This is a genomic window from Methylibium petroleiphilum PM1 (assembly GCF_000015725.1).
Taxonomy (GTDB): Bacteria; Pseudomonadota; Gammaproteobacteria; order Burkholderiales; family Burkholderiaceae_C; genus Methylibium; species Methylibium petroleiphilum.
The window spans coordinates 169,689-188,188 of the sequence record NC_008826.1 but is presented as its reverse complement, the minus strand read 5'-3'; the positions used below and the strand labels follow the sequence as shown (position 1 = coordinate 188,188).

Here is an 18,500-nt window from a genome sequence, read left to right as displayed (position 1 = left end):
TCACTCCTGTCCAGACGTCACAAGCGCCGCATCACGCCGATCCTCGAGCAGCTCGAGCACCGCGAGCATCAGATCGGTTTCCGCGTAGCGGCTGCCGCCGGCGTGCCGGATCAAGCCCAGCTCCCGAAGGCGCTTGCGCATGGCGTCCGGGATGTCGTAGGAGCCGTCGTCGGCCGCAGTCTCGTGAAAGCGCAGCGCCGCAGCGCACTCGTCCGCGCTCATCTGGCGCAGCGCGGACGCGGCGGCCATCAACTGCTGCCGCCGGCCGTCGAGGTCGTCGATCGCCCGAGGGCGACGCACGGCCATGAAGAGATCGCGCTGCGCATCGGGGATGGGAGCCGACTGCAGCACGGCATGGGTCAGCTGGTCTTCCGGGAGGATCGACATGACACACAGCGCGTCCGGAAGCTCGTAGCCGGTCTGGATGTGGGTCACCAGCACGGCCAGCGCGTCGCCGGAGTAGTCCAGCGGTTGGCCGGTAGCCATCTCGGAGGCGGAGAAGCGGGTGCGCAGGAGCAGCAAGGTGTCGCCGACGCGGTAGTCGCGGTCGCGGCGGCGGATCTCCACCGTCTTGAGGCCGCGCGCGACGCTGTCGAAGGCATCGGGATCGGTCTTGAGCACGTGCGTCGACGGCGCGCGCGGCGAGAGAGCGCTCAGCATGCGCAGCCCTCCTCCGCTTGATCCAGTCGACCCACCTGCGCCGAGTAGAGAAGGAACCGCTCCACCTGCGCCTTCTTGGCAGCCACGGCGGCGCGGATCTCCTCTTCGGGAGGCATCGTCAGGTGGCCGTCCTCGACCAGCATCTCGATCGCGGCGATCGCATCGAACCACTCGCCGAGAAGGCGCTGCGCGTTCGTCAGCTGGTGTCCGGGCTGGATCTCGTCCAGGCCGAATCGAGCCGCCTTGCTTGCGCGGTGGCCGACTTCACCACCTTCCTCCGAGAGCACCCAGAGCAGATGATCCAGGCGCTTCAAGCGTAGGCCTCCTCGACACGCAAGGGAGCCGGGCGGCTGACCGGTTCGGGGGCGTGGAAGTCGCGGCGACGGATCGCCAGCACGGCCTCCATCAGCCGGCCGTACACGCCGCCCAGCGCCGTCTTGTTGCCCTTCTCCATCTGGTTGAGCACGGCAGCCGCGAGGCTGACGACGGTCTGGGGGCTCGACTCGGTCAGCACCAGGACGAGACCCGCCGCGGCAGCCGCGCGGTCGTCGCTGCGATCCTGGCCGGGCTGGTCCTCCAGAAGCTCCATCGCGATGTCTGCAGCACGATCGGCCACCGGCCGGCCGCTGCGCAGCGCACGCTCCACCGCCAGGCGCCGGCGGCGCAGGAACACCGCGCGCTCGCTTCCGTACAGGGAGATCATCAGGCGACCTCCGCAGCGTTGGCGGCCTGCACCGCGTCCGGGAGCGCCAGTTCGACGCCGCCCCAGAACTCGTCGCTCAACAGGGCCGAGACGTCGACGCGCTGGTCCCCGACATGCAGACGCACGCGCTGCGGCTCGAAGATGTCGGGGCCGAGCTGGTTCGTGTAGTCCACGTCGAACGTGAAGCTCGGGGCGCCACGGCCGGGTGCCTTCAGGCTGACCGTGGCAGTCTTGTACTCGAGGGGGGTGCGGGCCTTCTTGCTCATGCCGCAATCATACATAACACGTGCTGATATTGCTAGTGTATCTGCGCAGCATGCGCGCCGAACAGACACGGAATCCACCTGCGGAACGCAAGTGGGATGGCGAAGCGATGGCATCGCCATGGCAATGCGATGCAATGGCCAGGCAACTCGGGCGAAACAGGGCCCAAGATTCCTGATGAGCGCCACTGCTGTTCGCGCAAAACAAGAAGCCGCGACACGCGCGGCTGATCAGGCGGGAGACGAGGCGGGGTCGGCTACCGGGTCAGGGCCGCCACCAAGTGGGGCCAGATGGTCGTCAGGCAGTGGGTTGTCACGGGCGCCACGCAGACTGCGGCCGCGGCCCAGATCCAGCGCGCCGGCGGCGCCGACCGGTCACCCCTGCGCATCTGCGCCACCTGGGGCACCACGCAAGGGAGAGAACCGGCCATCCAGGAACTCGATCTCGGGACGTGCCCATCCCTTCCCGTCGACGCCCCGGTAGGCCACCACGGTGTCGCCCTCGGCGATCGGGCTGGCGCACTGCACCTCGAAGCGGCCGATCTCGGCGTACTCGCTGCCGCGGCGCACATGGCGCCAGCGCGGCGCGCGGATGGAGCCGAGCAGCGCGACCAGGTCGGAGTAGCCCGGCAGGCCGGCGTTCGTCAGGTGCGCATCGGCGTTGGCGATCGCCTCGCGCTCGGTCGGGGTGAGGTCGTCGGGCATGGAGGCTCAGTAGGGGCAGTAGTCGTCAAGGTCGCTCAGCAGCGGAGGTGCGCACCGGCGCGCCGCGTCGATCGGCATCCAGAGCGTCTTGGCCTGGATCAAGTCGGCAATCGCGGCCGCGCGGCGCGGCAGCTGTGCCTTCACGGGAAGCGCATCGAGCTCGGCGTCGTCCGGGTCCAGGCAGTCGAAGCTCATCTCGAGCAGATAGCGGGCGCCGTCGCCGGCCACGCGGCGCGTGAGATCTTCCAGGACGAGCCGTTCCAGGTCCGTCTGCTGCGCATGCTGGCGCGAGGCGCTGTTGTAGTAGCGCGTGCCGGCGTAGGTGATCGCCTTCAGCATGAAGCGCGCGGCGACCTGGCCAGCCGGCGGCAGTTTGTCGGCCGGGAAGTTCCGCAACGACCGCTCCAGCGCGTAGCGGTAACGGGACGCCGTGGTTTCAAGCATGCGCGTTCGATCTGCGCAGGGCCAGGCGAAACAGCCGAGGCGTGGCGCAGGCGCCGGCGGCGAAGACCAGGCCGAGATACGCCACCCAGATCATCGTGAGAACGAAGCAGGCCGTGAAGTCATGGACCCAGGTGCCGCGCTGGGGCAGCAACGAGCTGACGAACACCAGCAGCGGCGCACCCACGGCGGGCCACGAGACATAGAGCGCCCCGGCGCCACAACACACCAGCGCGCACAGCCATGCCCACTGCAGATCGAAGTCGATGGCCGACTTCGCCACTTCGGAGAGGTACGCGCAGGAGGCAGCCAACACGGTGAAGGCGCCGAACCAGAAGGCTTCGAGAATCATGCTTGTCCTAGAGGAAATACTCGTCTGCGACAGCACGGCAGCACCAGTGGTTGCGTGCCAGATGCGTCGAGCGAGACCAGTGGTCTGTGGAACCGCCGGAGTCCGCCAGCTTGACGGTGCGGTTCGAGAGGTTGCGGGCGGCCGCGGCCTTGGCGAGCGCCTCCTTGCGGTCGGCGGCCGGCTCGGTGCGGCGCACGCCTGCGTTGTCCCAGATGATGACGGTCAGGCGGGACATGCAGGATCAGGCAGCCGCCGTGGCGCCGGCGCCCTTGGATGCGAAGCGCAGGATCTCCCGGCGGCCGGGGCGAGCCGCACGGCCCGCGCGGCGTAGCTGAGCGTCCAGGTCCGCCAGGAAGCCGATGGTCACGAAGCCTCGCTCCTGAACCCGCCCGGCGATGGCAGCCTTGGCCTCGTCCGGAAGCCGGCTCGAGCGCGCCAGATGCTGCAGCAGCGAGTCACTGGCCACGACGCCGCGGCGCAGGCGAGACCAGGAAACGGACCACGGGCGCAGCGCCAGCGCGAACGACGCAACGGCGGCGGCGGAGGTGATGGCCAGGTGCTGCAGCCAGCCGGCATCGACCAGCAGGAGCACGCCAAGCCCAGCGGCGATCGCGGCGAGGGCGATCATCGTGCACAGGCGCCGGCGCGGCGCCGAGGCTCGGTTGACCTGCTGGCAGAACGACTCGACGGCGGACGCGATCTTCATCAGGCCGCCCCATCAAGCGCGAGGCAGGGTGACGCCGTGCTGACCCTGGTACTTGCCGCCACGGTCGCGGTAGCTCACCTCGCACGGCTCGCTCGCCTCGAAGAACAGCACTTGGGCGCAGCCCTCACCGGCGTAGATCTTGGCCGGCAGCGGCGTGGTGTTGCTGAACTCCAGCGTCACGTAGCCTTCCCACTCGGGCTCGAATGGGGTCACGTTCACGATGATCCCTAATGTAGTATAGAGACGGTGCGCAACGTAGCTTTGCCGAGCTACTTCCCGGCAGTGTCTAGTCTTCACGCGTACGGTAATGGACATCAGCATCGCAGTCCGTCTGAACCGCTACGGTGCGATATACACCGGCCGTAAGCTGTTCCGCAAGCTCGACACGCAGTTGGGCGCTCCTGGATGGGTTGCTGAAGTGCTCAGTGCGCGTGCCAGACGCGCCGAGTCGACACCTGAACACACCAGCGTGGCGGACTCCGTTTGGCTGGCGCTTTCCGCAGCGGCGGAGAACGCCGAGTGGCTCGCGGCTGCGTCGATACCTGTCGGTCGAGTAGGACTCACAGACATTGCTCGAGCTCTGGCCGCGCTCGAGGACTCTATTGCCGAGACCAGCTGGCCAGAAGCTCAGAAGTTCAGTCGTTCAAATGAGACTAGGCGCTGGCTGCTAGAGCACAAGCTCTTTCCGCCAAACATCGACCCAGAACGACTGAGCCGCCACTTCGTCAGCCGGTTCGATCGCGTCGCGCCTCAGAATCGAAAGTTGTTCAGCGAACTACCGGACGGCGCGAACACTGTTCATCGCTACCCTGTGGGTGCACTGCCCCACGAGTCATTAGCTGACCTCAAGGCCCAAATACGGCAGACGCTCGACACCGATCTCGCCAGAGTCGTCGAGGGAGCAGTCAAGGATCTTGACGCATTCGCCACTCTGCAGTTGACGATCGCAGACCTTGCGCGGAGCGAGTGCCACGGAAGCGAGCTCGAGCAACTCAAGTTGTTCATTGAGTCCAACGCGCACCTGCGGCATAAGTTCGTGCCTGAGATAGTGCGCGTGGCTAGCCCCCAAACGGTCTTGACCGCATACGCCCAGGTCATCGAAAAGTGGCGGCGAGAGGCACGTGTACCAATACTTCCAACCGTGTATGGCGGCGAAGCGATGTGCGCCCTGGCCCGTGACTACGGCGTGAAGATCGATCGCAACAAAGCATATCGACTCCTGACCCCAACGGTCCTGACTCAGACGGAAATGCTTGCCTGCGCGCTCATTCTTCAATGCGCGTCACGATGGAACTTCACGACTGTCGTAGCCCTCACCACGAAGGGAATAGTTCCTAACGGCAATGGGTTCATCGTGACTTCACTGAAGGGACGAACGAATCAAACTGCTCCCGATCTGGTCGTATCACCTCGAGATCACGAAGTCCTGCGGGCCTTGCGCACACTCAAAGAGAATCTTGGCGAAGTCAAAGCGCTCGGTTGGGTCGCGAGCGGTGAGGACCGCCTCTTCTTCAACACGCACGTAGCTAGGCGCGGCGTAGTCCGTCCCTATGCCAACTGGCACTACGTCCTGTCGGGATTCATCTCTCGACATGACTTGCCTCAGTTCTCACTGGACCAGGTTCGAGTTCAAGCGATCAATGCCTTTGATCTCGAGAGCGCGAGTATCGAGGCGACGCAACGGAAGGCCGGACATGCTACGTCAACCACAACGGCGCGTTACCTGGACCAACCCATCCTTCGGGCCATTAACTCGTCAATAAATTTGGCCTACCAGCGCGAGCTAGAACGCTCTGTGCAGTTCGCCATCGAAGGTCAACCATGCCCGACGGGCAGGCTTTTCTCACCGGTGGGCGATGGAAGTTCGTGCGCTGACCCTGCAACACCACCGAGGCTCGATATGCTCGTCGACGGGCTTTGCGAAGCACACGAATGCCACCTTGGCGCCGGGTGCCCCAACAGAAGAATCGTCATCGACACCGATGCACTCAGGGACCTCACGTGCACGCACCGGTTCTACAGTCGTCACTGGAAGGCGCTCCTCGATGAGAACGCCGAAGCATTCGAGAAGCACCACCTTCCTACGATGCTGTTCACATTCGGCCTTCGAGAAATTGTCGCGCAGGGACCTTATCGAAGGTACCTGGCACTGGCCGAAGGGCCTGTCGATCCACCAGCATTCCCGCCACTGAGCTAGATGCGCCGCGCGAAGTGTGTCCAGCAAGACTCACACTCAAACGATGACGACTCGTGTAGCAGCCTCGTCCAAGCTCTTCGACTACGTCGATGGCGTCATCTTGCTGCCGGACGAGTTTCAACCAGACAAGCCCATCAAAGTCGATCTCAACAAGATGTGGCTACCGGCAACTCCGTTCTCCAAGGTGGAGCCTATCGCCCAGAACCCCCGCCTTTCAGCGTTCGTCTTAGATGCAGTGACTTTGATCTGCCGGCGCCGCAAGAAGTCGAAGAGTAAGGCGACAGACGTCGCAGGTCAAATCAGGACCATCGTCAAGTTCATTGAATTCCTGTATGTCGAGGGAATCTACGCTCCCTCCGAATGCGACAAGGAGACAATCAGGATTCTGTTGACCAAACTAGTTGCAGGCGGCTGGTCCGAGGCCCTCCGTCTCCAAGAGAGGACCTTGGGCCTTGCGAAGCAGCTCGGCGTGCGTGCGATCCAGAGCATGACATCGCAGCCTAAGATCCGCGACGGCATCTGCATAACCGATCGCGTCAAGCGTCACTTGGGAACGAACTGCTCCGGGCCAGAGACCGCAGCTGTGCGACGGGCAATTCGGAAAGTCCTACGGCTTGACCAGCCGAGCACTCGGGACATAGGGGGCCATCAGCTCAAGAGCAGCACGCTGTTTGCGATCTTTGACGTTGTGAATCTTGCGTCAGACCTTCCCGAGGGACGGGGCCTTACATTCGTACCCTTCCCTGATCCGTTCGTACTTTCCAACAAGCTTGGACTTCCCAATGGGCGCACGCGCAACATGCGCCCGGAACATGTTGGGACTCTTCTAAAGGAGTGCTTCGCCTGGATCTATACCCTGGCGGAACCCCTGGTCGCTCTGTTGAACACGATTGCAGACGAACTCAGTCGAAGTCCCCCAAAAGACTCTGGCGCTCGTGCCGACCTTGTCGCCAAGGTTTTGGCACAGTCGGCTGACGCGGCGCGCTTTCAAGAGCTATCGGGCATGCGGATCCGCAACATTCGCTGTCGAGTCGCCCAGAACCCGACCGAGTGCACGCTCAGTGAAGCCATCGATTGCCTGATGTCTGCGTGTTTTGTCACCGTTGCCTTCTTCAACGCTCGCCGCAAAGACGAGATCCAACATCCCGTAATTGGACTCAAGGACGATTCGTTGCGGCCATTCGATGTGACATTGGACCTCTACGTCTGCAGCTTCTATCTCGAGAAGTTCACCAAGGACTACCGTGACTTCTTCGTGAACGACGCGACGGTGGCTGCTGTTCGGGTGCTGCACTCCGCTTCTGACGTCGAACGCCGGCTCAACCAAGGACACGGACCGAGCACTGGACGGTCGCTGTTTCGTGTGCCGACCGTGCGCGCGAAGCATCCCTTGACCAGCCGAACGTTTCAGTTCAGCAGGTCACGCAGTGCGCGCCGCCTGCTTCGGAGAGCCTTTGGAGCGTCCGCCGAGCGACTGGCTTACGCATCGCACATGGGCCGTCGCGCCTACGGCTTGATCATGATCAACCGCTACTCGAGCCCGTCACTCCTGGCGCTTTCACAGCAATATGACCATCACGGCCGTCTGGACGTCACAAACATCTACCTGTCCGATCCGATGCGCGGAAACACCCTAGACCAACTGGAAGGCTTTGGTCGCTTACGCTTGCCGCCTGCCGAGGTCATTGCTGACCTGGAAGCGACTGTTGCCGATGCAGCTCGCGAACGACTGGCAGCTATTGTCAACTCCATCGTGCGCGGCACCGACAGCCTCTATGGTGGATTCACAGTCTTCGTCAACCGCCTCCACGCACGCATCGCCTCAAGAATGACGTACGACGACGTTGACCTTCGCGCGGCGACTGACCTCCTCACGGAAGCTCTCCTGCGTAAGGGCCACAAGGTGGTTCCGTTTCGCCACGGCGATTGCTGCGCGTCTGACGCACGCAGCGCGACGGCCAAGTGCTCACGTGGGTCAGGCAGGCCAAGGCGCGAGAACGCATCCCCCAAGACCTGCTCGAAGTGTCCATTCCACGCACGCTCGCCGATCCACGCGCAAGCCATGACGCTCGGGATTGCCAACCTGCGCCGTCGCCTGTCTGAGCTGCCGGTCGGTGGCAAGCTGTGGAAGCAGATGACGGCAGAGATCACGGAACTCGAGCAAGCGGTCGCTGACGCACAAGCGCGCCCCGGGAGCAGCTAGCGTGAGCCGGCAGAAGAGATCCTCTGGTCCCAAGCCTGCAGTAGCGTTCCTCACCCAAGCCGAGGCCGCGCGGAATCTGCAGGCCAAGCTTGACGCGCTGGCTGGTGTGATCGAGTCAATCAAAACCCGGGCCGGTGATGCAACAGCCGAAGTCCTGATTGGCGAACTGCCGAGTTCGTTGCGCCAGTTCTGCGCTTGGCAGACCGGTCACCTCACGCAGGCGTTGCCGGGACTACCTCAATTCGGTAGAAACGCATCGCAGACACTGCGGGCCAGTGCGAGCTCCACAGCGCGTGCCACGGCACTCCTAGCAGCCGTTCGCTTGCTGAGGACCGAGCGATCGCGGAGGACCCAGCAAGTTGGGGAAAAGATCTCCGCCGTCAAGAAACAGACCCTGCTTGTGCAGAAGCTTCAGAGCGCGGCGGAAGCGAGGCTGGTGATCGCGCTTCGCGAGAATCAGACGCTGCAGGACGAAGTTCGCCGGTTGCGCGTTCAACTGGATTCGCTCAGCAACGCGTCGGCCGATGCACTCCAGCGCAAGGAGAAACAGATCCAGCAACTGCGCGAAAAGCTGGCAAGACTCGTCAAGCCGGGTACCACAGGCGCTTCGCCGCCACGTCCACCCCGGGCAAGAGGCTGACGTGAGGAACCAATTGCAAGTTCGGTTGCGGCAGGACTTGAATGCCATCCTTGTCTACGACACCCACCGAGGCATGCTGGTCGACGATGTCACTGACTTCGCGTTCCACCAGCTTGACTACTGCCAGCTGGCTCTCAGCACAGTGCATGGGCAGGTGCTGAACGTTGTGAGCTTCTGGGCACACTGCGCATCAGTAGGCATTGATCCAGTCTCTGCCAGCGACACCACGCTCAAGCAGTTTCGAGACGCTGAGCTGAAGCTCGTTCTTGCCAACCCCGCGTCGAAAGGGGACGAGCGCATCGCTCGCGGCACTGTGAACCAGAAGCTGCTTTGCGTGTACGGCTGGTTTCTTTGGCTTCGCAAGACCAAGCGGATCGCAGACCACGCTGTCGGTCCAAATGGCACGCAGATTGATTGCGGGATTGGCGTAGGCTCGTCTGGCAATCGTCGTTCGACTCGGACGTACCCCGCGCTCTTTCGCGTGACGACTGCAGGTGACCGTGGTCTCCGAAAGCACCTCTTGAGCGATCAAGACCGCGACGACGTGTTGGACGCGATCATGACGTCCGAGCAGTCTGTCTACGTAAGGCAGCGAAACGCCCTGCTACTTGACATCGGTCTGGAAACAGGGCTGCGACGAGGTTCGATCAACTCTTTCCAAGTGGATCAGTTCAAGCGCTCGCTGATTGGACCGAATACTGGTGCGACCGTCTTGATCCGCCCTATACGGCAGAAGTTCAATCGCGGCATTACCTATGAACTGCCGACGTCGATCTTGCTTCGCATCTGTGACTTCATCGACGGCCCTCGATCACAGCTCTTGGTAGGCAAGCAAGTGACGCGGCCGCCGCAAGGGCTATTCCTGTCGGCACGCGATTGCACCCCGTTGGAGGACAGGTCAATCACGACGATCTTCTCCAAGCTCATGCGTTCCATTGGTGCTCAGAAGGGAACGTCATTCCACGCGTTGCGAATCCGCTTCGTCAATGTACAGATTCTTCTAGAACTGATGGAACGGCTCGCGCTTGGTCTTGATACTTCTGCCGCTTCTGTAGCTGCAGCGGTTGCAATCAAAGTAGGGCACCGCAATCCCAGATCTCTTGAGCCCTACGTGCTTGTCGCCCAAGACCGACTCGGCTGTCAGATTTCATCTCGGGACGAGGCACGCCTGCGCAAGGCAGAGGCGCAACTTGCAGAGCAAGCGCGAGCAATTGCAGATCTCCGCGCGGAGAATGAACGCTTGCGCACGGCGTATGAAGCTAAATCCCGCTCGGAGGCAGAGGAGCAGTCGCGACAGGCATCTCCTGCCCTGTAGTTCGAACAAACTCGTCGAGCTTCTCGCACCATCGGCTTGCTGTCGACTCCAGTTCTTCCAAGGACAAGACTTCGATGCCTGCGTCTACGAGCATCTTGTCCGAGGCACTGTTGAGTGCGACTTGATGAGTCTTCTTGTCCAAGAAGACTACCCGCTTGATACCCACCTGAATGATCGACTGTACGCACCTCGGGCAGGGGAACTGCGTCGTGTAGATCGTACTTCCCGTCAGCGGAAGAACCACGCAGTTGAGTATTGCGTTCACTTCAGCATGGACGATGTAGCTATGTCGAGACTGAACGGGATCGTCGTCGACGTCCGCCCAGTACGAAGGGTCGTCATCGTCGCACCCGCGGGGCAGCCCGTTATAGCCGACGCCAAGAATCTTGTTGTCGGCGCTCGCGATGCAGGCTCCGTTCCGCTTCCTCGCGTCCTTGGACCGAGCAGCCGCGAGCATGGCGACGCCCATGAACATCGAGTGCCAGTCAATCAGCGGGGTGTTGTGCATGTGAACGTGCGTGTTGACCGAGGACTTCGGCGCAGCTACGCGCTGGCGCGCCGTAAGAGTCTAGCTGCAGGCGCACCCGAGCCCACGAGCGCGCGCTCGCCCGGTTCGTCGGACATCGTACTCGTTGTCGACACGCGGCGCGCCCTTCCGTTTGGGTCGACTCACCTAGTCTCCGTCAGTCGGCAGCAAGCAAATCTGCGATGTCGACATTCAACGCCCGCGCGAGTCGTTCGACGTTGTCAAGCGACACGTTGCGCTCGCAGCGCTCAATCGAGCCCACATAGGTTCGGTGCAGAAGGGCAAGGTCAGCAAGCGCCTCCTGGGACAGGCCACGCAACGCACGCTCGCCGCGTAGATGGCGCGCCAAACGGGCGCGCGCGGATTCATGTGCAACCTTCCCCCGTGACATGGGCTGGAAGGTTGCGTGTGCGATGACTATGCGTCTACAGACTTAGAGTAGCATCTAGGTCTGCGAGACCTCGAGACCGTGCGCTGGCTCGGTAGCACGGGGAATGGCCGACGGCATGGGAGCCATGGCTCAGGACAGACTCAACTCACGGTCGCGCGCATGCGATGTGACTGTTCACAGCTGCAAGCGGTCAACGGGCGGCGGTGACACACAAGGTGTACCGATGTCGCTCGATGCCTCCGCACGGGAGCTCTTGACCGACCTCATCGATCGGCTGTCGGATCGGCACGATCGCGGACAGACGCAAGATCCATCTGGCTTGCCAACCGGGTTCCGCGAACTCGACCAACTCACGACGGGTATGCACCGGGGAGATCTCATCGTGATCGCCGGTCGTCCGTCGATCGGGAAGAGCGCGCTTGCACTGAACGTTGCCACCCACGTAGCCATCCAGCAGGGGACCCCAGTCCTCATCTTCTCAATGGAAATGGACGGCCGCCATGTCATGGACCGACTCGTCAGCTCGATCAGTCGAGTCGATCTGCAACGAGTGAGAATGGCACAGCTTAGCGATGACGACTGGAGTCATGCAATCGAAGCCTTCAATCTGCTGTCCGACGCCCCCCTTGTCATCGATGACACGCCGTCGCTGTCAGTCAACGAATTGATCGCACGGGCGAACAAACGCGCAGACGCAATGGGGCGGCTCGGCCTAGTTGTCGTTGACTACATGCAACTCATGGCCGGAGGACTCACTTCCAACATCGAGACACGGGCTGGCCAAGTCGGAGAGATCTCGAGGGGCTTGAAGCGACTTGCTCGAGAACTCGGTTGTCCCGTGGTCGCGTTGTCGCAACTAGGAAGATCTCCCGCGTCGCGCTCCGACAAACGCCCTACTTTGGCAGACTTGCGCGACTCAGGAGCCATTGAATGCGACGCCGACGTCATCGTCCTTCTATACCGCGACGACTACACACGGGCGGCCAGCATGTGCACAGGACTGACCGAAATCATCGTTGGTAAGCAGCGCAACGGACCGACTGGAACGGTACGGCTGATGTTCGTGGGGCCCCTGACAACGTTTGAAAGCCTCGCCGCGCCTTACGGCTCGAGTCGTGGATGACCGATGTGGTCGTAGCCTGAATCCACCGTCTTCAATCGTGACGACGAACGTCGACGCCTACATTGCCATTCAACGACGCGCCCTGCTGGACTGTCTGAAGCGGTTTGTGCGAACGCCTGCGTACGAGCGGCTGCTGAGTGGCTTGCAAGTCTTCGTCTCCGACGACCTGGAGCCATGGCTCGTGGACTGGCTTGTCAGGCTGGGGTGGCTAACACTCCCGATCTACGCACTACCTGGCGCTGGTCGCCTTCGCCATTCTCATGATGGTGCTCTACTTCTTCCGGCACCAGCTCGACCGGCTCATCGAGTACCTCGAAAGCAGGAGCGACCGCGAGGGGCGCGTTGGTTGACATCGCTGCGCAAGCGAAAGGCCGCGATCTGTCGGACCATCCTTCGACGCGTGGCGCTCGGCTCGCTCGAGGACCGCCTTTGGGATCAGATGCAGCCAGTCAGGCGCGAGTTTGGCAGTCCTAACTTCGAGCGCCTGATGGAAGAGGACTATCGCGCGCGCGTTGGCGCCTTCGATCCAGCGCTGGCGGCCGCCTCGCCGGCGCTACAAAGGCGGCGGCCTGGATCAGTACGCTCGCGCGTTCTGCATCACCGTCCACTTAGACTTTGACGGATAAACCATGAACAGGAAGAACAAGCAGCCCGGCACCGGTGGCACGCCTGCGTCGGTCGCGTACGAGGTCGCTTTCGAGCAGGACCTGGCGGGCATGACGGTCGCGGAGTTCATTCGGTGGAATCCGCGCTTCACCGAAGAAGAAGCGCGGTCACGAATCGCCGCAGCTAAGGCCAAGGTGGGCCGCACAAAGCACAAGCAGCCAAGCGCTAGCGTCTTCGACGCTCGCGACCTCAGCCTTGCCGGCACGCCCGAAGAGCTCGCCGAGCAGATGCGCGTCGCCGTCGAGCGCGGCTAGGCTGACCTCGCTTCGAGCACACCGGCGCAGCAGTTTGAGCACGAGAGCAAGTTGCTGGCCGCGCTACTGGCTGGATCAGGCGAGAAGATGCGGCCCTCGTGCTACGAGCCCGATGACGAGCCGCTGACCGCTCGTCAACTTGCGGCGATCAAGGCGGACGCGGCCGAGCATCTGCCCAAGGGCAAGGTGCTGTCCGACGCCAAGCTGGTGCCCACCGAGAAGAGCGGCGGCCTGCCAAGCTAGCCTGCGCCATACGCGCCCGCGCTGCGCGCGGCATCGGGGCGAGATCTCTAGCACAGGCCAACCCCAAAGAGGAAAACAGTAGCTTGCACGTCGACTCGCTTCGCTGCGCGCTATGCCGCTGCCTTGAAAAGCTCAAACCGACGTGCCAAGCGTTCGCGATCAGGTCGGTCCTGGGATCGGGAAGGCAAGTGCAGCTCGCCGCGGTGAAGTCGCTTCAAAGCCTCGAGCATGGGACCGTCGTTCTGCCCAAGTAGCCGCTCCGAAACATGCACGCGATAATCCGGGTCGACCCCAATAAGGTGCGCGTCGAAGGCCGCATGATGGATCTTCGAGAGCGGAATGCCATTCGGGACGATCGGCTGCCCAAGCCGCTCGTCCATGTCAGCCACGATGTGAGCCGCATCCAGCAACAGCGGCTCTGGCAAGCCTGACAGCGCACACCGCCCACGATAGGCGGTGATAACCGCGTCGCGGAACGAGGCCTGATGCAAGCGCTGCTGCACCATGCGCAGCGCGTACCGACGTTCAGCACGGTCCCCCGGGGGCTTGGCAGCCAGGGACAACGGGTCACCGAACGCCACCTTCGCCTTGGATGCCTGCGCGTCCCAACCCACGATGAACGCCGGCACGACCGGCTGGTAGCGCCCGGGTGACACACCGAGGAAGTAGATGATTGGCACCTGCTGCTCCATCGCCTCGCGCAGCCAGCGGTTCTCGGCCACGTCGGGGTCGGTGCCCATGAACGCGTAGTCGATCGTCTCTTCACCCTCGTAGATCTGGCGGTGGACGTGCCTCTGGTCGTCGTACCAGACCTTGGCGCCAGCTTTTGGGAACACCGTCTTGATCGACAGCAGGTGCTGCATCTGCTGCGGCTTGAAGATGCCGCGTTGCGGGTTCACGAGCGGCACACGCTCGCCCTCGAAGGTGAACCCGGCGCCCAGGTCGGTGGCCGTCAGTTGGTCGTGAGTCTCGAGTAGACGTCGGACTTGGCCGAACGCAGCGATGCGCATCAGCGACTGACGTTCGTCCGAGTCCATCGCGCCAGCTTAGCGGCGGCGCCCTGCCGCTGCCACCGGGCTATCACGCCCTTCGCGCAGGGAGGATTCCATGGGACTCAAGAGATGCCTCGCGTGCGCAGACGCCTTCCAGACATCAGCACGCGTGCCGACACAGAACTACTGCAGCCGACCCGAGTGCCAGCGAGAGCGCCGCAAGCTTTGGCAACGGGAGAAACGCCACGCCGACGGGGACTACCGCGCCAACCAACTCCAGTGCCAGCGTCGCTGGCGCGAGAGCCACACCGACTACTGGCAGCAGTACCGGGCCGAGCACCCCGGTTACGTCGAGCGCAACCGCCGTCAACAACAGGTTCGCAACGCCATGCGTCAACCAGGTTTGATTGCAAAGATGGACGCGATCCCGCAGGTTTCTCCTTTGGCCTCAGGCACTTACCACCTCACTCCGGCCGAAAAGGGCGAGATTGCAAAGATGGACGCGTGGATCGTCAAAATAACTTTGCTGTCAGGCACTTAGCGTCTTCGCAGCTGATTGCAAACAGCCTACTCGATCGACGCGCCATAGCTTCGCTGCTACCTTGGCAGGGCGAACACGACCGCCGAGCGCCGACGCACGACCTTTCCATCAGGCCCGCATCGACCGACGGCGTCGCCTGCGCCACCGGTGCCTTGCCGGTGAGGCCCGTTGGCCCGTTGACCTGGTGGAGGCCGTACATGCAATCGGACGTCCCACGAACCGAAGGGCAGGAGGTGCCCATCCGCATGCGCGCGGCCGAGTACGTGCGCATGTCGACCGAGCACCAGCAGTACTCCACCGAGAACCAGGGCGACAAGATCCGCGAGTACGCCGCGCGGCGCGGCATCGAGATCGTTGCGACCTACGCAGACGAGGGTAAGAGCGGGCTGCGCATCGACGGACGCCAAGCGCTGCAGCGCCTGATTCATGACGTGGAGAACAAGCGCGCCGACTTCCAGATCATCCTCGTCTACGACGTCAGCCGCTGGGGACGCTTCCAGGACGCCGACGAGAGCGCGTACTACGAGTACATCTGCCGGCGTGCTGGTATCCAAGTCGCCTACTGCGCCGAACAGTTCGAGAACGACGGCTCGCCGGTGTCGACGATCGTCAAGGGTGTCAAGCGGGCGATGGCTGGCGAGTACAGCCGCGAGCTCTCGGCAAAAGTGTTTGCTGGCCAGTGCCGACTGATCGAGCTGGGTTTTCGTCAGGGCGGGCCAGCCGGGTACGGCCTGCGCCGCACGCTGGTTGATGTACAGGGGGCGGCTAAGACGGAGCTCTCCCGCGGGGAGCAGAAGAGCCTGCAGACCGACCGCGTCATCCTGACGCCCGGCCCCGAAGAAGAGGTTCGGATCGTCAACCAGATCTACCGCTGGTTCATTGACGACGGTCTGGTTGAATCGGAGATCGCTGGCCGGCTCAACGGCATGCGCTTGCGCACGGACCTCGGCCGCGAGTGGACCCGGGCAACGGTGCACGAGGTGCTGACCAACGAGAAGTACGTCGGCCACAACATCTACAACCGGGTCTCGTTCAAGCTGAAGAAGGTGCGGGTGGTGAATCCGCCCGACATGTGGATCCGGCGGGAGGGCGCGTTCACCGGCATCGTGCCGCCCGACGTGTTCTACACCGCCCAGGGGATCATCCGGGCACGGGCGCGTCGCTACACCGACGAGGAGCTGATCGAACGGTTGCGCGGTCTGTATCGCAACCGCGGCTTCCTGTCCGGACTGGTGATCAACGAGGCCGAAGGCATGCCCTGCGCCGCTGTCTATGCGCACCGCTTCGGCAGCCTCGTCCGTGCCTATCAGCTGGTGGGCTATACACCCGACCGCGACTACCGATACGTGGAGATCAACCGCCAGCTGCGCCGCATGCACCCTGACCTGGTGCAGCAGATCGAGCGCGAGATCGCCAACCTCGGCGGCTCCTTCGAGCGAGACCCGGCCACCGACGTGCTGTGGGTGAACCGCGAGTTCACGGTGTCCATCGTCCTTGCACGGTGCCACGCCGTCGACAGTGGCCACAACCGTTGGAAGATTCGACTCGACACCAGCCTCGCGCCGGACATCTCCGTGGCGGCCCGGCTCGATGACGGCAACCAGGCAGTGCGGGACTTCTACCTCCTCCCGCGGGTTGACTTCGGCCCGTCGCGCATCAGCCTTGCCGAGCAGAACACCGCTGAGCTCGAGAGTTATCGCTTCGAGACGCTCGACTACCTCTATGGAATGGCCGCCCGGGCGCGGCTGCGGGTGGCGGCGTGAGCGCAGATCGCCAGCAGGAGCTTCGACAGATCCCGATCGATCGCATCGAGGTGCTCAACCCGCGCGAGCGCAACAGCCGGGCCTTTGGGGAGATCGTCGGCAACATCAAGACCATCGGGTTGAAGAAGCCGATCGTCGTGACACCGCGGCGTGGGCCTAATGGCGACGAACGCTACCTGCTCGTGTGCGGCGAGGGGCGCATGAAGGCCTTCAAGGCGCTGGGCGAGGCGACGATTCCTGCGCTGGTCGTTGTCGTCGGCGACGAAGACGCGTTCATCATGAGCTTGACTGAAAACATCGCGCGGCGGCAGTGGCGGCCGCTGGAGTTGCTCGCCGGCATCCAGCAGCTCCGAGATCGGGGGTACACGCCGAAGCAGATCGCCACCAAAACCGGGCTAACGCTGAGCTATGTCCAAGGCATCCTCACGTTGATCCAGCGAGGTGAGCAGCGACTGCTGGTCGCCGTCGAGAAGGGTGACCTGCCACTGAATGCGGCTCTATCCATCGTCGGCGCAGGCGACGACAACAAAGCCGTGCAGACCGCACTGCAGGACGCCTACGAGGCGGGCACGCTACGGGGGCGCAGACTGATCGACGCTCGGCGTGTGCTTGAGCGGCGTGCCGTCCTCGGGCGATCGGTCGGCAAGTGCATGCCGCGCAAGGCCGCAGACGTGACGACCTCGAGCCTGGTACGCACCTATCAGAAGGAGGTCGAGCGACAGAAGGCTATGGTGCGAAAGGCGACGTTCGCACAGCAACGACTGCTCTTCGCGGTGAGTGCGTTGCAGCAACTCTTTCAGGACGAGAACTTCGTCAACTTGCTCCGGGCCGAGGGGCTGGACACCCTGCCGAAGTACCTCGCCGAGCGGGTGTGGACCGACGGGCGGCGGGCATGACTGGTGTTGCCTTGGGTTTTGTGCCGGCGCCGCTGGTGGTGCCGTTGGATCGGATCCTGCCTTCGCGCAAGGTGCCGGCTGGTCTGGCGACGTCGCGGAAGTTCAGGCAGATCCGGGCGTCAATCCAGGAGATCGGGCTGATTGAGCCGCTCTCCGTTGCGGCGATGGACGCCGGCACGGGCCAGCACCTTCTACTAGACGGGCACGTGCGGCTGGTGGTGCTGCGCGACCTGGGGCAGGAGGACGCACCCTGCTTGGTCGCCACCGACGACGAGGCTTACACCTACAACAACCGGATCAACCGCCTGTCGACGATCCAGGAGCACTACATGATCCGACGCGCGATCGATCGGGGTGTCTCACCCGAACGGTTGGCCAGCGCGCTCAGTGTGGACGTGAGCCATATCGCCAAGAAGGTGAACCTCCTGGACGGGATCTGCCCGGAGGCTGTCGAGCTCTTCAAGGACCGGCAGTTCTCGGCTGAGCTGGGCCGGGTGATCCGCAAGATGAAGCCGACGCGCCAGGTGGAGTGCGCGGAGTTGATGATTTCCGCGAACAACCTCACTGTGGCCTATGCCGAGGCGCTGCTTGTCGCGACTTCAGCGTCGGCCTTGGTGGACGGAATGCGGCCACGGAAAGTGAGCGGCGTGACGCCCGAGCAGATGGCGCGCATGGAGCGCGAGATGGCGAACCTGCAGGGCCAGTATCGGTTGGTCGAGCAGTCGTACGGGCAGGACGTGTTAAACCTTGTCTTGGCCAGGGGCTACCTCGCCAAGCTTCTTGAGAACGCGAAGGTGGCGAAGTACCTGAAGCAGCAGCAGCCGGAGATGTTGGAGCAGTTTGCGGCGATCGTGGAAGCCACAGCGCTGGAGTAGGCCAGAGGAAAGCGCGGTCTGTTCGAGCCGCAGTGCGCCAGCCGC

23 protein-coding genes and 1 pseudogene are annotated in these 18,500 nt (G+C 63.1%); 11 read left to right on the top strand and 13 right to left on the bottom strand.

Annotation, left to right across the window (positions count from 1 at the left end):
• The 10 genes and pseudogenes from MPE_RS22990 to MPE_RS20295 all read right to left on the bottom strand — a co-directional run.
• Positions 1-621, bottom strand: a complete 621-nt coding sequence (locus tag MPE_RS22990) for a DUF3850 domain-containing protein (RefSeq protein ID WP_158304638.1) — start codon at positions 619-621, stop codon at positions 1-3.
• 32 nt (positions 622-653) lie between these two features.
• Positions 654-974: a hypothetical protein gene (locus tag MPE_RS20335; protein WP_011831573.1), complete on the bottom strand. Its 321-nt coding sequence runs from the start codon at positions 972-974 to the stop codon at positions 654-656.
• Positions 971-1,363, bottom strand: coding sequence for a hypothetical protein (locus tag MPE_RS20330; RefSeq protein WP_011831572.1), 393 nt, complete (start codon positions 1,361-1,363; stop codon positions 971-973). The genes MPE_RS20335 and MPE_RS20330 overlap by 4 nt, the downstream gene beginning before the upstream one ends.
• Positions 1,363-1,629, bottom strand: coding sequence for a hypothetical protein (locus MPE_RS20325; protein ID WP_041930370.1), 267 nt, complete (start codon positions 1,627-1,629; stop codon positions 1,363-1,365). The genes MPE_RS20330 and MPE_RS20325 overlap by 1 nt, the downstream gene beginning before the upstream one ends.
• Positions 1,630-2,001: 372 nt before the next feature.
• Positions 2,002-2,331, bottom strand: coding sequence for a hypothetical protein (locus MPE_RS20320; protein WP_011831570.1), 330 nt, complete (start codon positions 2,329-2,331; stop codon positions 2,002-2,004).
• 6 nt (positions 2,332-2,337) lie between these two features.
• Positions 2,338-2,775 carry a hypothetical protein gene (locus MPE_RS20315; RefSeq protein WP_011831569.1) on the bottom strand — a complete coding sequence of 146 codons (438 nt, stop codon included), beginning with the start codon at positions 2,773-2,775 and terminating at the stop codon, positions 2,338-2,340.
• Positions 2,768-3,124: a hypothetical protein gene (locus tag MPE_RS20310; RefSeq protein WP_011831568.1), complete on the bottom strand. Its 357-nt coding sequence runs from the start codon at positions 3,122-3,124 to the stop codon at positions 2,768-2,770. Before MPE_RS20310 ends, MPE_RS20315 begins: the two co-directional genes overlap by 8 nt.
• Positions 3,125-3,131: 7 nt before the next feature.
• A complete protein-coding gene (locus tag MPE_RS20305; RefSeq protein WP_011831567.1) occupies positions 3,132-3,359 on the bottom strand; it encodes a hypothetical protein in 228 nt (75 codons plus the stop codon).
• A 6-nt stretch (positions 3,360-3,365) separates the two neighbouring features.
• Positions 3,366-3,830 (bottom strand): hypothetical protein, encoded by a 465-nt coding sequence (locus tag MPE_RS20300; RefSeq protein ID WP_011831566.1) that lies wholly within the window; start codon positions 3,828-3,830, stop codon positions 3,366-3,368.
• 12 nt (positions 3,831-3,842) lie between these two features.
• Positions 3,843-4,070: pseudogene (locus tag MPE_RS20295) on the bottom strand (dCTP deaminase); the annotation flags it as partial.
• 67 nt (positions 4,071-4,137) lie between these two features.
• On the opposite strand from MPE_RS20295, the gene MPE_RS23555 reads away from it, so the two are divergent.
• The 4 genes from MPE_RS23555 (at position 4,138) to MPE_RS23545 (ending at position 10,185) form a co-directional block, all read left to right on the top strand.
• On the top strand, positions 4,138-6,027 hold the full coding sequence (locus MPE_RS23555; protein ID WP_011828804.1) for a hypothetical protein: 1,890 nt from the start codon (positions 4,138-4,140) through the stop codon (positions 6,025-6,027).
• Between the two features lie 43 nt (positions 6,028-6,070).
• Positions 6,071-8,230 carry a hypothetical protein gene (locus tag MPE_RS20280; protein WP_011828803.1) on the top strand — a complete coding sequence of 720 codons (2,160 nt, stop codon included), beginning with the start codon at positions 6,071-6,073 and terminating at the stop codon, positions 8,228-8,230.
• A 1-nt stretch (position 8,231) separates the two neighbouring features.
• A complete protein-coding gene (locus tag MPE_RS23550; RefSeq protein ID WP_011828802.1) occupies positions 8,232-8,870 on the top strand; it encodes a hypothetical protein in 639 nt (212 codons plus the stop codon).
• A gap of 73 nt (positions 8,871-8,943) precedes the next feature.
• Positions 8,944-10,185 (top strand): site-specific integrase, encoded by a 1,242-nt coding sequence (locus tag MPE_RS23545; protein WP_148210903.1) that lies wholly within the window; start codon positions 8,944-8,946, stop codon positions 10,183-10,185.
• Here MPE_RS23545 and MPE_RS20270 read toward each other — a convergent pair.
• Positions 10,130-10,693, bottom strand: coding sequence for a deoxycytidylate deaminase (locus MPE_RS20270; protein WP_011828800.1), 564 nt, complete (start codon positions 10,691-10,693; stop codon positions 10,130-10,132). The two genes, MPE_RS23545 and MPE_RS20270, sit on opposite strands and share 56 nt — an antisense overlap.
• Positions 10,694-10,868: 175 nt before the next feature.
• Positions 10,869-11,102, bottom strand: coding sequence for a helix-turn-helix domain-containing protein (locus MPE_RS23540; RefSeq protein WP_011828799.1), 234 nt, complete (start codon positions 11,100-11,102; stop codon positions 10,869-10,871).
• Between the two features lie 223 nt (positions 11,103-11,325).
• Here MPE_RS23540 and MPE_RS20265 point away from each other — a divergent pair, with 223 nt between their 5' ends.
• The 3 genes from MPE_RS20265 to MPE_RS20255 all read left to right on the top strand — a co-directional run bounded on the left by MPE_RS20265 (position 11,326) and on the right by MPE_RS20255 (position 13,388).
• Entirely contained in the window at positions 11,326-12,225 is a 900-nt protein-coding gene (locus MPE_RS20265) for a replicative DNA helicase (RefSeq protein ID WP_011828798.1), read from the top strand.
• A gap of 629 nt (positions 12,226-12,854) precedes the next feature.
• A complete protein-coding gene (locus MPE_RS20260) occupies positions 12,855-13,145 on the top strand; it encodes a hypothetical protein (RefSeq protein WP_011828796.1) in 291 nt (96 codons plus the stop codon).
• A gap of 51 nt (positions 13,146-13,196) precedes the next feature.
• Positions 13,197-13,388 carry a hypothetical protein gene (locus MPE_RS20255; RefSeq protein ID WP_041929562.1) on the top strand — a complete coding sequence of 64 codons (192 nt, stop codon included), beginning with the start codon at positions 13,197-13,199 and terminating at the stop codon, positions 13,386-13,388.
• A gap of 110 nt (positions 13,389-13,498) precedes the next feature.
• Here the strand turns inward: MPE_RS20255 and MPE_RS20250 are convergent, their stop codons facing one another.
• Complete coding sequence (locus MPE_RS20250) at positions 13,499-14,425, bottom strand: HNH endonuclease (RefSeq protein ID WP_011828794.1); 927 nt, start codon at positions 14,423-14,425, stop codon at positions 13,499-13,501.
• Between the two features lie 70 nt (positions 14,426-14,495).
• Here MPE_RS20250 and MPE_RS23530 point away from each other — a divergent pair, with 70 nt between their 5' ends.
• The 4 genes from MPE_RS23530 (at position 14,496) to MPE_RS20235 (ending at position 18,455) form a co-directional block, all read left to right on the top strand.
• Positions 14,496-14,921 (top strand): hypothetical protein, encoded by a 426-nt coding sequence (locus MPE_RS23530; RefSeq protein WP_011828793.1) that lies wholly within the window; start codon positions 14,496-14,498, stop codon positions 14,919-14,921.
• A gap of 197 nt (positions 14,922-15,118) precedes the next feature.
• Positions 15,119-16,684, top strand: coding sequence for a recombinase family protein (locus MPE_RS20245; protein ID WP_011828792.1), 1,566 nt, complete (start codon positions 15,119-15,121; stop codon positions 16,682-16,684).
• A complete protein-coding gene (locus MPE_RS20240; RefSeq protein WP_011828791.1) occupies positions 16,681-17,580 on the top strand; it encodes a ParB/RepB/Spo0J family partition protein in 900 nt (299 codons plus the stop codon). The genes MPE_RS20245 and MPE_RS20240 overlap by 4 nt, the downstream gene beginning before the upstream one ends.
• Complete coding sequence (locus MPE_RS20235; protein WP_011828790.1) at positions 17,577-18,455, top strand: plasmid partitioning protein RepB C-terminal domain-containing protein; 879 nt, start codon at positions 17,577-17,579, stop codon at positions 18,453-18,455. Before MPE_RS20240 ends, MPE_RS20235 begins: the two co-directional genes overlap by 4 nt.
• Positions 18,456-18,500: the final 45 nt, after the last annotated feature.

What these genes read in the sequence shown, in the direction of transcription:
- MPE_RS20300 (WP_011831566.1), bottom strand. Translation starts at nt 3,830, where the DNA reads ATGAAGATCGCGTCCGCCGTCGAGTCGTTCTGCCAGCAGGTCAACCGA.
- MPE_RS20235 (WP_011828790.1), top strand. Translation starts at nt 17,577, where the DNA reads ATGACTGGTGTTGCCTTGGGTTTTGTGCCGGCGCCGCTGGTGGTGCCG.
- MPE_RS20245 (WP_011828792.1), top strand. Translation starts at nt 15,119, where the DNA reads ATGCAATCGGACGTCCCACGAACCGAAGGGCAGGAGGTGCCCATCCGC.
- MPE_RS23530 (WP_011828793.1), top strand. Translation starts at nt 14,496, where the DNA reads ATGGGACTCAAGAGATGCCTCGCGTGCGCAGACGCCTTCCAGACATCA.
- MPE_RS20280 (WP_011828803.1), top strand. Translation starts at nt 6,071, where the DNA reads ATGACGACTCGTGTAGCAGCCTCGTCCAAGCTCTTCGACTACGTCGAT.
- MPE_RS20320 (WP_011831570.1), bottom strand. Translation starts at nt 2,331, where the DNA reads ATGCCCGACGACCTCACCCCGACCGAGCGCGAGGCGATCGCCAACGCC.
- MPE_RS23555 (WP_011828804.1), top strand. Translation starts at nt 4,138, where the DNA reads ATGGACATCAGCATCGCAGTCCGTCTGAACCGCTACGGTGCGATATAC.
- MPE_RS20265 (WP_011828798.1), top strand. Translation starts at nt 11,326, where the DNA reads ATGTCGCTCGATGCCTCCGCACGGGAGCTCTTGACCGACCTCATCGAT.
- MPE_RS23545 (WP_148210903.1), top strand. Translation starts at nt 8,944, where the DNA reads ATGCTGGTCGACGATGTCACTGACTTCGCGTTCCACCAGCTTGACTAC.
- MPE_RS20315 (WP_011831569.1), bottom strand. Translation starts at nt 2,775, where the DNA reads ATGCTTGAAACCACGGCGTCCCGTTACCGCTACGCGCTGGAGCGGTCG.
- MPE_RS20305 (WP_011831567.1), bottom strand. Translation starts at nt 3,359, where the DNA reads ATGTCCCGCCTGACCGTCATCATCTGGGACAACGCAGGCGTGCGCCGC.
- MPE_RS20250 (WP_011828794.1), bottom strand. Translation starts at nt 14,425, where the DNA reads ATGGACTCGGACGAACGTCAGTCGCTGATGCGCATCGCTGCGTTCGGC.
- MPE_RS20260 (WP_011828796.1), top strand. Translation starts at nt 12,855, where the DNA reads ATGAACAGGAAGAACAAGCAGCCCGGCACCGGTGGCACGCCTGCGTCG.
- MPE_RS20270 (WP_011828800.1), bottom strand. Translation starts at nt 10,693, where the DNA reads ATGCACAACACCCCGCTGATTGACTGGCACTCGATGTTCATGGGCGTC.
- MPE_RS23540 (WP_011828799.1), bottom strand. Translation starts at nt 11,102, where the DNA reads ATGTCACGGGGGAAGGTTGCACATGAATCCGCGCGCGCCCGTTTGGCG.
- MPE_RS20310 (WP_011831568.1), bottom strand. Translation starts at nt 3,124, where the DNA reads ATGATTCTCGAAGCCTTCTGGTTCGGCGCCTTCACCGTGTTGGCTGCC.
- MPE_RS20330 (WP_011831572.1), bottom strand. Translation starts at nt 1,363, where the DNA reads ATGATCTCCCTGTACGGAAGCGAGCGCGCGGTGTTCCTGCGCCGCCGG.
- MPE_RS20325 (WP_041930370.1), bottom strand. Translation starts at nt 1,629, where the DNA reads ATGAGCAAGAAGGCCCGCACCCCCCTCGAGTACAAGACTGCCACGGTC.